The following is a 14,774-nucleotide window of genomic DNA, read 5'->3' on the forward strand; positions in this document are numbered from 1 at the left end:
CTTGGACGCTGCTAATTGTGCCTGACGGGACTGCTACACGCTCACGGTGGTGACCGGCAAGGAGGACTCCGGCGCGAACTCGAGGCCGCTGGGCTCCCTGCCGTCCATGATGATCCGTGCAGCGAGGGCGGCAACCATCGCGCCGTTGTCCGTGCACAGCGAGAACGACGGCACGGCGAGCGAGATGCCTGCCTCGCGGCACCGCTGGGCCGTGAGCTCGCGCAGCCGGGAATTGGCAGCGACGCCTCCGCCCAGAAGCAGGCTGCTGATCCCGTGCTCCCGGCACGCGAGGATCGCCTTGGACGTGATCACATCGACGACGGCTTCCTGAAAGGACGCCGCGATGTCGGCGACAGGGACCGGCTCCCCAGCAGCCTCGAACTGCTCGACGCACCGTGCCACGGCGGTCTTGAGACCGGAGAAGGACCAGTCGTAGCGGTGCGGCCCCGGCTCTTCGGCGCTGCCCATGTACTTGGGCTGGGTGAGCCCGCGCGGGAAGCGGATGGCCTTCGGGTTGCCTTCGCGCGCGAGCCGGTCGATGGCCGGGCCGCCGGGGTACCCGAGCCCGAGCAGCCGGGCCACCTTGTCATAGGCCTCGCCCGCGGCGTCGTCGATCGTGGAGCCGAGCAGCTCGACGTCCCCCGCGATGTTCCGCACGCGCAGGACCTCGGTGTGGCCGCCCGAGACGAGGAGCGCCCCGAGGTCCGGCGGCAGCTCGCCCCCGTAGACGCTGCCGTCGAGGAGACCTACCCCCACGTGGGCCACGAGGTGGTTGACGGCGTAGAGCGGCTTGCCTGTTGCCACGGCGAGAGCCTTGGCCCCGCACACGCCCACCATGAGCGCCCCGGCGAGCCCTGGGCCGGACGTGACGGCGAGGGCATCGACCTCGTCGAGGGTCACGCCCGCGGTGTCGAGAGCCTCTCGAAGCGTGGGAATGAGCGCGTCGAGGTGGGCGCGAGAGGCGATCTCCGGGATGACTCCCCCGAAGCGGACGTGCTCATCCATCGAGGAGGAGACGGTGTTGGCAAGCAGCGTGGTTCCACGGACGATCCCCACGCCCGTCTCATCGCACGAGGACTCGATGCCCAGGACCAGCGGCTCCCGGCGGCTCATTCCTTCTCCCCTTCCCCGGCAGTGCTCTCCCCCGCCGGCGCCGCGAGCGGCAGCTGCATGATGAGCGCGTCGACGCCGTCGCGGTAGTAGCGCCGACGAGTGTGGATGTGGCTGAAGCCGAAACGCCGATAGAGGCCCTGCGCCCGCGGGTTGTCGGCGCGGACCTCGAGCAGCACGTCGTCCGCGCCCCGACGCCGGGCCTCGTCGATGAGCTCGGTCAGGAGCGCCGAGCCTATCCCTCTGCCTTCGCGCTCGGGCACGACGGCGATCGTCTGGACATCCGCTATCGGCTCGACGCTCATGAGCCCGGCATACGCCACGATGCGGGGTCCGTCCGGCCCCGGCTCCTCGGCGACGTAGTACCGGCGCGTTGCGGACTGCGCGATCTCGTCGCGGAACATCTGTTCGGGCCACGCGTCGACCGGGAAGAGGATGCGCTCAAGCGCGTGCACGGCGGGCACGTCGGCCTCGGTCATGTCGCGGAGCACGACGCCGGCGGGCAGCTTCACGTTCACAGCGCCCGCTTCCGCGGGCCCGGGACCTGGGCGTCGGACTCTCGGAGATACAGGGGCGTCGTGTCGGGCAGGGCCTCGCCGGCGGCGAGGAGGGCCACGGCGGCAAGGCCGAGGGAGGCCGCGGTCGGCTGGGCCGAGTCGAACCCCGGTGCGGCGCTCGCGCCGGCCCCCGCGAGCTGCTCCGGGTAGAGGCCCGCTCCAGCACCGTAGACGGGCAGGCTCGGCAGCTCGACGGGCGCACTCACGTGCGGCCCGTCGAGGAGCGCACCGCCCGCGGCGTACCGAGCCCAGTAGAGCTCCTTCCGCCGGGCGTCCGTCGCGACGACGAATTCAGAGTCCGGGCCGCCAGCCTCGACGACGTCCCACGCGAGCGCCGCGAGGCTCATGAGGCCGTCGAGCGGCACGGACCATGCGAAGGCCAGCGCTCGCGCGGTCGCGATTCCCGAGCGCAAGCCGGTGAACGGGCCTGGTCCCACTCCCACCACAATCCGGGCGATGTCCGGCCCCGTAAGCTCCTGCTCGGCCACCAGCGCCCGAATCCCCGGCGCAAGCACTTCGGCGTGGGACTTCGTGTCCTCGGTCGCGAACGAGGCGAGGACGGCGGCGTCGCTGAATGACTCGTGGCACCGGATGAGCGCCGCGGAGGCGATCGCGGAGGTGTCGATGGCGAGGACGATCACCGGGCGTCTCCCGCGGCATCGGCTGGCGGTTGGGGCGAAACCCCCGGGGTGCGAGCCGAGCCCTCCGGTGGCTGAGCAGGGCGAAGCGGAGTCGCGACCCCGACCCCAGCGCCGCCGGGCCCGATCTCACCGGTCTCGACCCGTTCGACGGCCGGCCAGTGGACCGCGGGCCGCCCGGCCCACCGAGGACCGAAGGCGCGGATCAGCACCAGGCGCGGCTCGTCGTCGTCCTCGGTGTCGAAGTCCAGAGTGGGCCCGGCAGCAGCGGGAGGGGCGCTGGGGCGCCGCATCTCGATGTCGAGGCGGCTGTCGGAGAGGTCGTCGACGAGCCCGCGGCCCCACTCGACGACCGTGACGGCAGTGTCCGCCCAGTTCTCGAGGTCCAGGTCCGCGACCTCGCCGGGGCCGCTGAGCCGGTACGCGTCGACATGGACGAGATCGGGGCCGCCGGGCCGCGGCCCGTGGACGAGGTTGGGATGGATGCGCACGAGCACGAAGGTGGGCGAGATGATCCCGGGGCGGACGCCGAGCCCCTGGCCGAGGCCCTGAGTGAACGTCGTCTTGCCGGCGCCGAGTTCACCGGAGAGCACCACGAGGTCCCCCGCGGACAGCACGGCTCCCAGCGCTGCGCCGAGCGTCTGGGTCTGCTCCGCCGTCGTGGGCGCGAACGCGATCTCCCACTCGGGCAGGCTCGTGGACGACGGCCCGCTCATGCGTCCTCGCCCTCGTAGACCCGGGGCACGCGCGGGCTGATGCGCGTGACGATCTCGTAGTTGATGGTTCCGGTGGCGCGGGCCCAGTCGTCGGCGGTGGGCCCGCCGTCATCGCCGGTGCCGAAGAGGACCGCTTCGGCACCGCGGAACGCCTTGGGGTCGGCGTCGGGTCCGAGGTCCACCACGATCTGGTCCATCGCCACTCGCCCCACCACCGGGTAGGTCCGGCCGGCGATCCGGACCGGGCCGCCCTCGGAGGTGCGCGGCACGCCGTCGGCGTAGCCGAGCGGCACGAGTCCGAGCGCGCTCGGGGATGACGTGCGGTACGAGAGTCCGTAGCTCACGCCCTGTTCCGCCGGGACGCGCTTTGCCTGCGAGAGCGTGGCGCGCAGGGTCATGGCAGGGCGCAGGCCGAGGTCCGCGGATGTCTGGTCCGCGAACGGTGAGAGCCCGTAGACCGAGATCCCGACGCGTACGAGGTCGAAGTGGCTGTCCGGGCGCGAGAAGACCGCCGGCGAGTTGGCGATGTGGCGCACCTCGAGGTCGCAGCCAGCGTCCTCGGCGAGCGCGATGGCCTCGCGGAAAGCATCGAGCTGGAGATCGGTCTCCGGGCGCTCGGGCTCGTCCGCGACGGCGAAGTGGCTGAACACGCCGGCGACGCGGAGGAGCCCCTCGTCCTGGTACTGGACGGCCTCGCCGACCACCGCCTCCCACCGGTCCGCAGGCGCGCCGTTGCGCCCGAGCCCGGTGTCGATCTTGAGGTGCACCCGTGCCGGCCGCTCCTGCTCGCGCGCTGCCGCGACGATCGCCTCGAGCTCCCAGCCCGAGCAGCCCAGGTCGATCCCAGCGGCGACCGCCGCTGAAAAGTTCGAGTCGGGCGTGTGGAGCCACGCGAGAATCGGTGCATCGATGCCAGCAGCGCGCAGCGTGAGCGCCTCACTGATATGCGCCACGCCGAGCCACGAGGCACCTGCCGCCAGCGCGGCCCGCGCCACCTGCACGGAACCGTGGCCGTAGCCGTCCGCCTTCACCACGGCCATGAGCCTGGCGGGCTCCGCGACCTTGCGGATCACGCGGACGTTGTGCCGGATCGCGTCGAGGTCCACGACGGCGGCGCGTTCCGGCAGACGCGACAGACGGGTGGTGGGCACACTGGAGGAGAGGGGGGCGGGCTCGAAAGTCACGCCCCCGAGTCTACTCGCGGCGCACGACGCCGCCCGGTCGCCGCCCGCGGGGACCGCGCCTGTCGAGGCGCCAGTGGGACGCCTGCGGTGGCGCCCGTGAGGACCCGCCCCGCCGCGGACACGTAGCCTAGGGAAGGTGCAGCACCATGACCGCGTGGCGATGATCTCCCTCCACACGTCCCCCCTCGAGCAGCCGGGAGCCGGGGACGCGGGCGGGATGAACGTGTACGTCTCGCAGCTCGCAAGGGCGCTTGCGGCCGGAGGCGTCGGCGTGGACATCTACACGCGTGCCACAGCGCCGGACCAGCCGGACGCAGTGAGGCTCGCGGAGGGCGTCGTCGTGCACCACCTCCAGGCCGGGCCCCGCCGGCGGCTCGCCAAGGAGCAGATGCCTCCGCTCGTCGACGAGTTCGCGGCCGCGATGCTCACCCGGATGCAGGGCGCTGGAGCTGTGCCGCGCGTCGTCCACAGCCACTACTGGGTCTCGGGGCTTGCGGGCCTTGAGGCCGCCCGCGATCTGGGTGTGCCGCTCGTCCACACGATGCACACGATGGCCCGGGTCAAGAACCTCCATCTCGCCGCCGGCGACGTGCCGGAGCCCAGCAACCGCGAGCGCGGCGAGCAGCGGCTGGCGGACGAGGCCACCCGGTTCACGGCCAACACCTCCGCCGAGCGGGACGAGCTCCTGCGGCACTACGGCGTCGACGACGACCGGATCGACGTGGTCTCCCCCGGCGTGGACCTGTCCGTGTTCCGGCCCGCGTTCAGGACCCGTTCGCGGCTCGGCGCAGGCGTCGGGACCAGCGAATTCCATGTCCTCTTCGCGGGCAGGATCCAGCGGCTCAAGGGGCCCCAGATCCTTGTCGAGGCCGCCGGCGAGCTGCGGCGGCGTCGGCCCGACATCCCGCTGCGCGTCACGATCATCGGGGCGACGAGCGGATCGGCGGGCCTCGACCTCGACGTGCTCGCGCTCGGTGAGGGGCTCGGCGGAGTGGTACGCCGGCTGCCGCCCGTGCCCGCCGAGGATCTCGCGGACTGGTTCCGCGCGGCCGACGTCGTGGCGATGCCCAGCTTCTCGGAGTCATTCGGGCTCGTTGCCCTTGAGGCCCAGGCCTGCGGGACGCCGGTCGTGGCGGCACGGGTCGGTGGGCTCACCCAGGCCGTGTGCGACGGGCGCACGGGGTTCCTCGTCGACGGGCACGAGCCCTCGACCTGGGCGGCCGTGCTCGAACAGCTGCACGACGACCCCCAGACCCGCTGGGACCTCGGCCGCGCCGCCTCGATCTATGCCGAGCGGTTCGGCTGGGAGCAGACCGCCGAAGGAACGCGCGCCGCATACCGTACGGCGCTCCACGAGTTCGCCGGGACGAACGCAGGGCCGAGCGCCGGGAAGCACGACGAGGCGGCCATCCGCCTCCCCTGACGCCGAGATCACCTCCCCTGGAGCCGAGATCACCTCCCCTGACGCCGAGATCACCCCTGCGCCCCGCAAGTCTGGAGGTCACATCCTGGGCGTCACATCCTGTTGGCTAATGTCCTGGCAAAGACCATCAGGACATGACCTCCAAATGGGTAGTGGTCGCACACCCGGCGGCACACAGGGCCTCACGCCTACCGAATTCCCCAGCTTCAGTCTTCAACGATCACCCCACGTCGTCACCGAGGCCCGGAATCTCGGGCCTCGAGCCCACCATGAAGGGGACCGACGGTCCGAAGTCTGGGGAGAAACGCACGGACGCCCCCGGACGGGAGGGCCGCCGCGGAACCCGGGCTAACGAGAGGAGACCGGATCAATCGCCACGGGGGCGCCGACCGGTGCCTTGCGCTTCTTCATCCGCAACGCGAGCACCACTCCGGCGGCCACGATCGAGGAGACCGCAAGCCCGTACAGACCCCCGACCACCGAGCCGGTGGTCTGCTGAAGGTATCCGAAGACGCTCGGGGCCACGAAGCCGCCCAGGTTGCCGATCGAGTTGATGAGCGCGATGCCGGCCGCCGCGATGCGGACGTCGAAGTAGGACTGCGGGATGGGCCAGAACAGCGAGGACGCGGACTTGAACCCGAGGGCGGCGATGCAGATGCCGATGTACATGATCACGGGGCCGCCGATCGTCGAGACGAACATGCCGATCGACGCGAGGACAAGGGCGAACGCGACCCAGCGCTGGTACACGGGGCGCTTCGAGGCGAGACCAGCGAAGACGTACATGGCGATGATCGCGATGACCCACGGGATGGTGTTCCAGAGGCCAACCTGGAAGTCGTCCATCTTGCCCATCTGCTTGATGATCGTGGGCAGCCAGAATGTCGCGGCGTAGATCACGAGCTGGATCGCGAAGTAGATGAAGCAGAAGAGCAGGATCTGGGTGTCGGCGAGGAGCTTCCACACGGAGACCTTGCCGCCTTGGGCATCCTCGCGGTCGGCCTGCTCGGCGTCGAGCTCGGTGCGCAGGGCAGCGCGCTCTGGGTCGCTGAGCCACTTGGCCTTCTCGGGCGAGTTGACGAGCGCGAACCACGTCACAGCGGAGAGGACCACTGCGGCGAGGCCCTCGATGATGAACATCCACTGCCAGCCGTGGAGGCCGCCGCCGGAGATCATGAGCAGGCCGCCCGTGATCGGCCCGGCGATGATCGACGCGACGGCGGAGCCCGTGAGCAGGATGGCCATGGCCTTGCCGCGGTAAGCGGCAGGGAGCCACGTGGCGATGTAGAGGACGCAGCCCGGGAAGAACCCGGCCTCGGCCACGCCGAGGAGGAAGCGCAGGATGTAGAAGACGGCCTCGTTGGTCGTGAGGGCCATCGCGGCGGCAACGATGCCCCACGTGATCATGATGCGGGTGATCCAGACCTTCGCGCCGAACTTGTGCAGGAGCATGTTCGAGGGCACCTCGAACACCGCGTACCCGACGAAGAACAGCCCGGCCCCGAGACCGTAGGCGGCGGCGCCGATGCCGAGGTCGGTCTTGAGGTGCGAGGCGACGAAGCCCACGTTGACCCGGTCGATGTAGTTGATGATGAAGGCGATCACGAGCACCGGCAGCAGCCGGGTCATGACCTTGCGGGCGGCAGACGCCAGCACTAGTGAGGGTGCTTCGGCGAGGGGGGTGCTTGCCATGATGGGTGTTCTCCTGACGACGGTCAGCGGCGACCGCCTCGCGGATGAAGTGATGGGTACCCCTTGAAGGTATGGCCCGCATCACGCTGAGTCGAACACTATTTCTGCATGATTCGATACCGTCACGGCATCACTGGCTAGGATGGCGCAATGTTCTCCCTCGACCAGCTGCGCTGCTTCGTCGCCGTCGCCGAAGAGCTCCACTTCGGCCGCGCCGCCGAGCGGCTCCACATGACCCAGCCCCCGCTGAGCCGCCAGATCCAGCGGCTCGAGGCCGCGATCGGCGCGGAACTGCTCGAGCGCAACAACCGCTCGGTCAAGCTGACGCCCGCCGGGGAGACGACGCTCGTCCAGGCGCGGGCACTGCTCGCCCACGCGGAGGCGCTCCCGACGGCGGCCCGCCGCGCGGCCGCCGGCCTCACGGGAACCGTCCGGCTGGGGTTCACCGCCACGGCGGCGCTCAACGTCGTCGACTTCGCGCTCGCCACCGTCGAGCGCGAGGTCCCCGGCGTGCACCTGAGCCTGCGCGAGATGGTCAGCAGTGAGCAGATCGAGGCGCTCGAGCACGGCGAGCTGGACCTCGCACTCCTGCGCCCGCCCGTGGACCTGCCCGGCTACGAATCGTTCGCTGTGCACCGCGAGGCGCTCGTCCTCGCCGCGCCCGCGGACGGGCCGTTCGGCGCAGGCGGCACCGTGGGGGGCTCAGCGCACGACGGCGCGCCGGTCGCCCTGAGTGCCCTCGCGAACGCCCACCTGCTCATGTACTCGCCGACGTCGGCGGCGTACTTCCACAATCTGGCCTCCGGACTCGTGGGGAACGTCGCGCTGGACTCGGTGCAGTACATCACCCAGATTCCGAGCATGGTCGCGCTGGTCGACGCCGGCCGTGGAGTCGCGCTCGTGCCGGAGTCGGCCTCGTCGCTGCACTTCCGCAACGTCGTGTTCCGGCCGCTCGAGGGGGTGGCACCGGACGTTGTCGAGCTCCACGCATGCTGGCGCACGATCGCCGAGACGCCTGCCCTCCGACGGGTGGTCCGAGTGCTCCGGGAGGGCCCCTTCCGTTGATGCCATTCGGGAATCACTCGATGCAAAGAGAGTCTTGGACGTGCATGATTCGCGGCTCGTAGCCTGAGTGGGACGCCCGATCGAAGGAGACCCATGGCCACCGAACCCGCAGAGCTCGCCGCAGCAATCGGCAGCGGGCTGCTCTCATTCCCCGTCACCCCGTTCACCGCTGACCTCGCCCTCGACGAGGGCCGGTTCCGCGAGCACATGGCGTGGCTGGCCGAGTGGCCCGTCGCTGGCCTGTTCGCGGGCGGCGGCACCGGCGAAGGCTTCTCCCTGACCGCCTCCGAGACGGACGCCCTCGTCCGCGCGGCCGTCGCCGAGGTCGGGGGCAAGGTCCCCGTGCTGGCACCGGCCACCGGGGCGACCGTCAACGCCGTCGCCCAGGCCAAGGCCGCCGCTGCCGCGGGGGCCGATGGGATCTTCCTCATGCCGCCGTACCTGACGGAGTCGGACCAGGAGGGCCTCGCGGCCCATGTGCGCGCCGTCGCGGAGGCGACCGACCTCGGCGTCGTCTTCTACAACCGCGCCAACGCGCGCCTCGACGCCACGACTCTGGACAAGCTCGCCGCTGAGCTGCCCACCCTCGTGGCCTTCAAGGACGGCGTCGGGGATCTCAATGCGATGGTGAAGATCTACGCGACCCTCGGCGACCGGCTCACGTACATCGGCGGCCTCCCGACGGCGGAGACCGTGGCCCTGCCGTACCTCGAGCTCGGCTTCACGACCTACTCCTCGGCCATCTTCAACTTCATCCCGGAGTTCGCCGTCGGGTTCTACCAGGACGTGCGGGCCAAGGACGCTGCGAGCGTCTACCGGAAGATCAACGACTTCTTCCTGCCGTACCTCGACATCCGCGACCGCCGCAATGGCTACGGCGTGTCCATCATCAAGGCGGGCCTGCGCGCCATCGGCCGCCCTGCTGGCCCCGTGCGCCCGCCGTTGCAGGACCTCACCGACACCGAGCTTGCCGAGCTGACCGCGCTCGTAGAGCGCATCAACGCCGACCGCGTCAAGTGAGGAGCACCATGACCACCGCGAACACCCTCCAGCTCACCGGCGAGATGATCATTGGCGGCGAGGCCGTCCTCGGCACCGCAGGCGACGTCCGCGCCGTCGACCCTGCCACCGGCGCCGCGCTCGAGCCCGCCTTCGGGCTCGCCACCGAGGCGCAGACAGAACTCGCCGCGACCCTCGCCTCCGCGGCCTTCGACGCCTACCGGGCCACTGCGCCCGAGGACCGCGCCCGGTTCCTCGAGCGCGCCGCGGACAACATCGAGGCCCTCGGCGACGAGCTCGTGGAGCGCGCCGTGGCCGAGACCGGCCTGCCTGAGGCCCGCATCCGCGGCGAACGCGCCCGCACCACCGGCCAGCTGCGCCTCTTCGCCGCCGTGCTCCGGGAGGGCTCGTGGCAGGGCGCCCGGATCGACCCGCCGCTCCCTGACCGGCAGCCCACCCCGCGCGCCGACATCCGCCAGCGGAAGGTGCCCCTCGGCCCCGTCCTCGTCTTCGGAGCGAGCAACTTCCCCCTGGCCTTCTCGACTGCGGGCGGGGACACGGCGTCGGCCCTCGCCGCAGGCTGTCCCGTGATCGTCAAAGCCCACAACGCCCACCCGGGCACCTCGATCCTCGTGGGCTGCGCCGTCGCGCAGGCGGCCGAGGAGTCCGGCCTCCCCCGCGGCACGTTCTCAGTGATCCTGGGACGCGGCAACTCCGTGGGCCAGACGCTCGCCGCCCACCCGGCCATCAAGGCGGTCGCGTTCACGGGCTCCCGCGCCGGCGGCCTCGCCCTGGCCGCGACCGCGGCGGCACGACGTGAGCCCATCCCCGTGTATGCAGAGATGTCCAGCACGAACCCGGTGGTCCTCCTTCCCGGGGCGCTCGCCTCGGGCGCGCACGACGTCGCCGCGGGCTTCGTCGGTTCACTCACCCAGCACGCGGGCCAGTACTGCACCAACCCGGGCCTCACGTTCGTCCCGGAGGGTGCGGCGGGCGACGCGTTCGTCACCTCGGCCGCCGCCGAGCTCGCCGCCCAGCGCGGCCAGACGATGCTCACGGCCGGGATCAGCGCCGCGTACACTGCCGGATCGGAACGCCTCGAGGGCGAGGCGGGGGTCGACGTCGTCGCCCGCGGGACAAACGGCGACGGCCCCAACACGCCGGCCCCGCTCCTGGCCGCGACGAGCCCAGAGGCCTTCGGCGCCAACCCGCGCCTCGCGGAAGAGGTCTTCGGCTCGGCCGGGCTGCTGGTGCGCTACGCCGACACTGAGCAGCTCACGCGTCTCCTCGAAGGGCTCGAGGGGCAGCTCACAGCGACCGTTCAGCTCGACGCGTCCGACGCCGCCGACCTCGCCGCCGCGCGCGGCCTCCTGCCCGTCCTCGAACGGAAGGTGGGCCGGATCCTGCTCAACGGGTGGCCCACCGGGGTCGAGGTGGGCCACGCGATGGTGCACGGAGGGCCGTTCCCGGCAACCTCGGATTCACGCACGACGTCGGTCGGGAGCCTCGCGGTCGAGCGCTTCCTCCGTCCCGTGGCGTACCAGAACGTCCCGGAGGCTCTCCTGCCCGAGGCCATCCGGGACGCCAATCCGCTGGGGATCCCACGCCGCATCGACGGGAAGCTCCAACTCCCGGCACCCGCCGAAGTCACCCCACCCCACGCCGAGATCACCCCACCCCACGCCGAGATCACCCCGCCCCACGCCGAAGTCACCCAGCCCAACGCCGAGATCACCCCACCCAACGCCGAAGTCACCCAGCCCAACGCCGAGATCACTCCCGAGGACCCCGCAGCATGAGCACCACGACCGAACCATCCGCGGCCACCGCGTCCGCCCGAGCAGCCGCAGGTGCCCGCGCGCCGACGATCGCGCGCGTCGAGGTCGTGCCGGTCGCCGGAAGAGACAGCATGCTGCTGAACCTGAGCGGCGCGCACGGGCCCTTCTTCACCCGGAACATCTGCATCGTCACGGACAGCGACGGCCGCAGCGGGCTCGGCGAGGTGCCGGGCGGCGAGGCGATCCGCCGGACCATCGAGGACGCCGGAGCGCTCCTCGTCGGCGAGCCGGTGACGCACTACCGCCGACTCCTGCGCCGTATCGGCACCTCCTTCGCGGACCGGGACGCGGGCGGCCGCGGACGCCAGACCTTCGACCTGCGCACCACCATCCATGCCGTCACTGCCGTCGAGTCCGCCCTGCTGGACCTGTTCGGCCAGTTCCTCGGCGTGCCCATCGCGGAGCTCCTCGGCGAGGGGCAGCAGCGTGACAGCGTGCCCATGCTCGGATACCTCTTCTACGTCGGCGACACGTCTGCGACCGACCTCCCCTACGCCACCGCGGACCGGACGGGCGGCTCGAACGCAGACACGGACGACGGCGAGTGGTCCCGGATCCGCCGCGAGCCCGCCCTGACGCCAGGCGCCGTCGTGCGCCTCGCCGAGGCGGCCCAGGCCCGCTACGGGTTCAGCGACTTCAAACTCAAGGGCGGCGTGCTGCCGGGCGAGGAGGAGGTGGCCGCCGTCGTCGCGCTTCACGAGCGCTTCCCAGACGCGCGGATCACGCTCGACCCCAACGGCGGGTGGCTGCTCGCCGACGCCGTTCGCCTCCTCGGCTCGCTGGCGCCCGGCACGCTTGCGTACGCCGAGGACCCGGTGGGCCAGGAGGGAGGGTTCAGCGGCCGCGAGGTCATGTCCGAGTTCCGCCGGGCCACGGGCCTGAAGACGGCGACGAACATGATCGCCACTGACTGGCGCGAGATGGGGCATGCGATCCGCAGCCAGTCAGTGGACATCCCGCTCGCCGACCCTCATTTCTGGACCATGCAGGGCTCCACGCGTGTGGCACAGATGTGCCACGACTGGGGGCTCACCTGGGGTTCGCACTCGAACAACCACTTCGACATCTCCCTCGCGATGTTTACCCAGGTCGGCGCCGCCGCACCCGGGGAGATCACGGCCCTCGACACGCACTGGATCTGGCAGGACGGCCAGCACCTCACGCGCGAGCCGCTGCGGATCGAGGGCGGCGCGATCGCCGTGCCCGAGCGCGCCGGTCTCGGAGTCGAGCTGGACCGGGACGCCCTCGGCGCCGCCCACGCGCTCTATCTCGAGCACGGGCTCGGCGCGCGGGACGACTCGATCGCGATGCAGTACCTGGTGCCCGGGTGGCAGTTCGACGCCAAGCGCCCCTGTCTCGTCCGCTGACCCCGCTCCGCCGAAGTCACCCCGTGTGAGCGCGAAGTCACCCCGTGTGAGCGCGAAGTCACCCCGCGTGAGCCCGAGATCACCCCGTGTGGCGCCGAAGTCACCCCGCGCGCATGTACCCAGCGAAGTCAGGCCCAGGACGTGCCCGGAGTACGAGCGCGTTGAGCAAGTTCGCGGCACTGCGGCGGCTCCCGCGCACGACGGCGGCTGGCCGCCTCCCGCGTCACCCTCGCCGGCGGCGTCGGGTGCTGTCGTGTGCACCGGGTGACCTCAACACCACACCCAGTGACCTCAGCACCACACGGGGTGACTTCGGGCTCACGCGGGGTGACCTCAGCTCCACATCCAGTGACCTCGGCACCACACCCAGTGACCTCGGCGCACCAGGCAGTGACCTCGGCACCACACGGGGTGACCTCGGCGAAGTTCGCGGACTGCGCGGTAGGGTGGCGCCATGACCGCCACGGCACAGACGCCCAGCGCTGCAGGGCCCAGCTCTCCCCTGCCGAATGACCTCGAGATCGCGCGGGCCGCGACCCTCCGCCCCATCGAGGAGATAGCGGCGGCGGCCGGCATCCCCGCGGAGGCGCTCGAGCTGTACGGGCGCTACAAGGCGAAGATCGACCTCGCGCGGCTGCCGGCGGAGAACCGCCACGGTCAGGTAGTCCTCGTCACGGCGATCTCTCCGACTCCTGCCGGGGAGGGCAAGTCCACGCTGACCGTGGGCCTCGCCGACTCCCTGACGCGAGCAGGGAAGAAGACCATGATCGCCATCCGCGAACCGAGCATCGGCCCGATCCTCGGGATGAAGGGCGGCGCGACCGGCGGCGGACGGTCCCAGGTCCTCCCGATGGAAGACATCAACCTGCACTTCACGGGCGATTTCCACGCCATCACGTCGGCCAACAACGCGCTGTGCGCCCTCATCGACAACCACATCTTCCAGGGCAATGAGCTCGGCATCGACCCTCGCCGCGTGGCGTTCCGGCGGGTCATGGACATGAACGACCGCTCGCTGCGCGACATGGTGATCGGCCTCGGCGGCCCCGGGCAGGGTGTCCCCCGCGAGGCGGGCTTCGACATCACGGTCGCCTCCGAGGTCATGGCCGTGTTCTGCCTCGCCTCCTCGGTCGCGGACCTCAAGGACAGGCTCGCGCGCATCACGTTCGGCTACACCTACGACCGCGTGCCCCTCACGGTCGCAGACCTCGGTGCTGCTGGCGTCATGGCGATGCTCCTGAAGGACGCCATCAAGCCCAACCTCGTCCAGACGATCGCCGGAACGCCGGCTCTGGTACATGGTGGCCCCTTCGCGAACATCGCGCACGGGTGCAACTCGGCCCTAGCGACGACGACGGCGCGTCGCCTCGCGGACGTCGTGGTCACCGAGGCCGGCTTCGGCGCAGACCTGGGCGCCGAGAAATTCATCGACATCAAGTCGCGGGCCGCGGACGTGGCTCCGTCCGCCGTCGTGATCGTGGCCACGGTGCGTGCCCTCAAGATGCATGGCGGCGTCGCGAAGGACGCGCTCAAGACGCCGGACGAGGGCGCCGTCGTGCGCGGGTTCGCGAACCTCGCGCGGCACGTCGAGAACGTGCGGAAGTTCGGACTCGAGCCCGTCGTGGCGGTCAACGAGTTCGCGACGGACACACAGGAGGAGCTCGACACCGTCGTGCGCCTGTGCCGTGAGGCAGGCGTGCGGGTCGCCATCGCGGACGTGTGGGGCCGCGGCGGCGGGGGCGACGGCGGCGACGACCTCGCGCGCGAGGTTCTCGCCGCGCTCGAGTCGCCCGGGCAGGCCCGCCAGCTGTACCCGCTCGAGATGGGCATCGAGGAGAAGATCGGCACCGTGGTCCGCGAGGTCTACCGCGGGGCTGGCGTCGAGTTCTCCGACCAGGCCCGGCGGATGCTGAGGCAGATCCGCGAGAACGGGTGGGACGGCCTGCCCGTCTGCATGGCCAAGACGCAGTACTCGTTCTCCGACGATCCGACCCTGCTCGGCGCGCCCGACGGCTTCACCGTGCATGTGCGCGAGCTGTGGCCGCGCACGGGGGCAGGATTCATCGTGGCAGTCACGGGTTCGATCATGACGATGCCCGGGCTCCCCAAAGTTCCAGCGGCGATGCGCATGGACCTCGACGAGGACGGCCAGATAACGGGCCTCTTCTGACCCGCCGGGACCTCA

General features: G+C 71.1%; 12 protein-coding genes. 6 read left to right on the forward strand and 6 right to left on the reverse strand.

What is annotated here, in order from left to right:
- Positions 1 to 33: 33 nt before the first annotated feature.
- Genes tsaD through alr form a run of 5 tightly spaced genes read right to left on the reverse strand, consistent with a single transcriptional unit; the run spans position 34 to position 4,172 of the window.
- Positions 34 to 1,113, reverse strand: coding sequence for a tRNA (adenosine(37)-N6)-threonylcarbamoyltransferase complex transferase subunit TsaD (tsaD, locus tag AB5L97_RS13245; RefSeq protein WP_369045007.1), 1,080 nt, complete (start codon positions 1,111 to 1,113; stop codon positions 34 to 36).
- The gene (rimI, locus tag AB5L97_RS13250; RefSeq protein ID WP_369047440.1) at positions 1,110 to 1,589 is read right to left on the reverse strand and encodes a ribosomal protein S18-alanine N-acetyltransferase; all 480 of its coding nucleotides are present in this window, start codon (positions 1,587 to 1,589) and stop codon (positions 1,110 to 1,112) included. The genes tsaD and rimI overlap by 4 nt, the downstream gene beginning before the upstream one ends.
- A 35-nt stretch (positions 1,590 to 1,624) precedes the next feature.
- Entirely contained in the window at positions 1,625 to 2,308 is a 684-nt protein-coding gene (gene tsaB / locus AB5L97_RS13255; RefSeq protein ID WP_369045008.1) for a tRNA (adenosine(37)-N6)-threonylcarbamoyltransferase complex dimerization subunit type 1 TsaB, read from the reverse strand.
- Complete coding sequence (gene tsaE / locus AB5L97_RS13260; protein WP_369045009.1) at positions 2,305 to 3,021, reverse strand: tRNA (adenosine(37)-N6)-threonylcarbamoyltransferase complex ATPase subunit type 1 TsaE; 717 nt, start codon at positions 3,019 to 3,021, stop codon at positions 2,305 to 2,307. The genes tsaB and tsaE overlap by 4 nt, the downstream gene beginning before the upstream one ends.
- Positions 3,018 to 4,172 (reverse strand): alanine racemase, encoded by a 1,155-nt coding sequence (gene alr, locus AB5L97_RS13265; RefSeq protein WP_369047441.1) that lies wholly within the window; start codon positions 4,170 to 4,172, stop codon positions 3,018 to 3,020. Before alr ends, tsaE begins: the two co-directional genes overlap by 4 nt.
- 193 nt (positions 4,173 to 4,365) lie before the next feature.
- Between alr and mshA the strand changes: the two genes are divergently transcribed.
- Positions 4,366 to 5,628: a D-inositol-3-phosphate glycosyltransferase gene (gene mshA / locus AB5L97_RS13270; RefSeq protein ID WP_369047442.1), complete on the forward strand. Its 1,263-nt coding sequence runs from the start codon at positions 4,366 to 4,368 to the stop codon at positions 5,626 to 5,628.
- 348 nt (positions 5,629 to 5,976) lie between these two features.
- On the opposite strand, the gene AB5L97_RS13275 is transcribed toward mshA, so the two are convergent.
- Positions 5,977 to 7,320 (reverse strand): MFS transporter, encoded by a 1,344-nt coding sequence (locus AB5L97_RS13275; protein ID WP_369045010.1) that lies wholly within the window; start codon positions 7,318 to 7,320, stop codon positions 5,977 to 5,979.
- Between the two features lie 150 nt (positions 7,321 to 7,470).
- On the opposite strand from AB5L97_RS13275, the gene AB5L97_RS13280 reads away from it, so the two are divergent.
- From AB5L97_RS13280 to AB5L97_RS13300, 5 genes are all read left to right on the forward strand, one after another.
- Entirely contained in the window at positions 7,471 to 8,385 is a 915-nt protein-coding gene (locus tag AB5L97_RS13280; protein ID WP_369045011.1) for a LysR family transcriptional regulator, read from the forward strand.
- Between the two features lie 93 nt (positions 8,386 to 8,478).
- A complete protein-coding gene (kdgD, locus tag AB5L97_RS13285; protein WP_369045012.1) occupies positions 8,479 to 9,405 on the forward strand; it encodes a 5-dehydro-4-deoxyglucarate dehydratase in 927 nt (308 codons plus the stop codon).
- An 8-nt stretch (positions 9,406 to 9,413) separates the two neighbouring features.
- The gene (locus AB5L97_RS13290) at positions 9,414 to 11,183 is read left to right on the forward strand and encodes an aldehyde dehydrogenase (NADP(+)) (protein WP_369045013.1); all 1,770 of its coding nucleotides are present in this window, start codon (positions 9,414 to 9,416) and stop codon (positions 11,181 to 11,183) included.
- A gap of 110 nt (positions 11,184 to 11,293) precedes the next feature.
- Positions 11,294 to 12,589 carry an enolase C-terminal domain-like protein gene (locus AB5L97_RS13295; RefSeq protein ID WP_369047443.1) on the forward strand — a complete coding sequence of 432 codons (1,296 nt, stop codon included), beginning with the start codon at positions 11,294 to 11,296 and terminating at the stop codon, positions 12,587 to 12,589.
- 454 nt (positions 12,590 to 13,043) lie between these two features.
- Positions 13,044 to 14,759, forward strand: coding sequence for a formate--tetrahydrofolate ligase (locus AB5L97_RS13300; RefSeq protein ID WP_369045014.1), 1,716 nt, complete (start codon positions 13,044 to 13,046; stop codon positions 14,757 to 14,759).
- Positions 14,760 to 14,774: the final 15 nt, after the last annotated feature.

It is taken from the genome of Sinomonas sp. P10A9 (genome assembly GCF_041022165.1).
GTDB lineage: Bacteria > Actinomycetota > Actinomycetes > Actinomycetales > Micrococcaceae > Sinomonas > Sinomonas puerhi.

What these genes read in the sequence shown, in the direction of transcription:
- tsaD (WP_369045007.1), bottom strand. Translation starts at nt 1,113, where the DNA reads ATGAGCCGCCGGGAGCCGCTGGTCCTGGGCATCGAGTCCTCGTGCGAT.
- rimI (WP_369047440.1), bottom strand. Translation starts at nt 1,589, where the DNA reads ATGACCGAGGCCGACGTGCCCGCCGTGCACGCGCTTGAGCGCATCCTC.
- tsaE (WP_369045009.1), bottom strand. Translation starts at nt 3,021, where the DNA reads ATGAGCGGGCCGTCGTCCACGAGCCTGCCCGAGTGGGAGATCGCGTTC.
- mshA (WP_369047442.1), top strand. Translation starts at nt 4,366, where the DNA reads ATGATCTCCCTCCACACGTCCCCCCTCGAGCAGCCGGGAGCCGGGGAC.
- AB5L97_RS13275 (WP_369045010.1), bottom strand. Translation starts at nt 7,320, where the DNA reads ATGGCAAGCACCCCCCTCGCCGAAGCACCCTCACTAGTGCTGGCGTCT.
- AB5L97_RS13280 (WP_369045011.1), top strand. Translation starts at nt 7,471, where the DNA reads ATGTTCTCCCTCGACCAGCTGCGCTGCTTCGTCGCCGTCGCCGAAGAG.
- kdgD (WP_369045012.1), top strand. Translation starts at nt 8,479, where the DNA reads ATGGCCACCGAACCCGCAGAGCTCGCCGCAGCAATCGGCAGCGGGCTG.
- AB5L97_RS13290 (WP_369045013.1), top strand. Translation starts at nt 9,414, where the DNA reads ATGACCACCGCGAACACCCTCCAGCTCACCGGCGAGATGATCATTGGC.
- AB5L97_RS13295 (WP_369047443.1), top strand. Translation starts at nt 11,294, where the DNA reads ATGCTGCTGAACCTGAGCGGCGCGCACGGGCCCTTCTTCACCCGGAAC.
- AB5L97_RS13300 (WP_369045014.1), top strand. Translation starts at nt 13,044, where the DNA reads ATGACCGCCACGGCACAGACGCCCAGCGCTGCAGGGCCCAGCTCTCCC.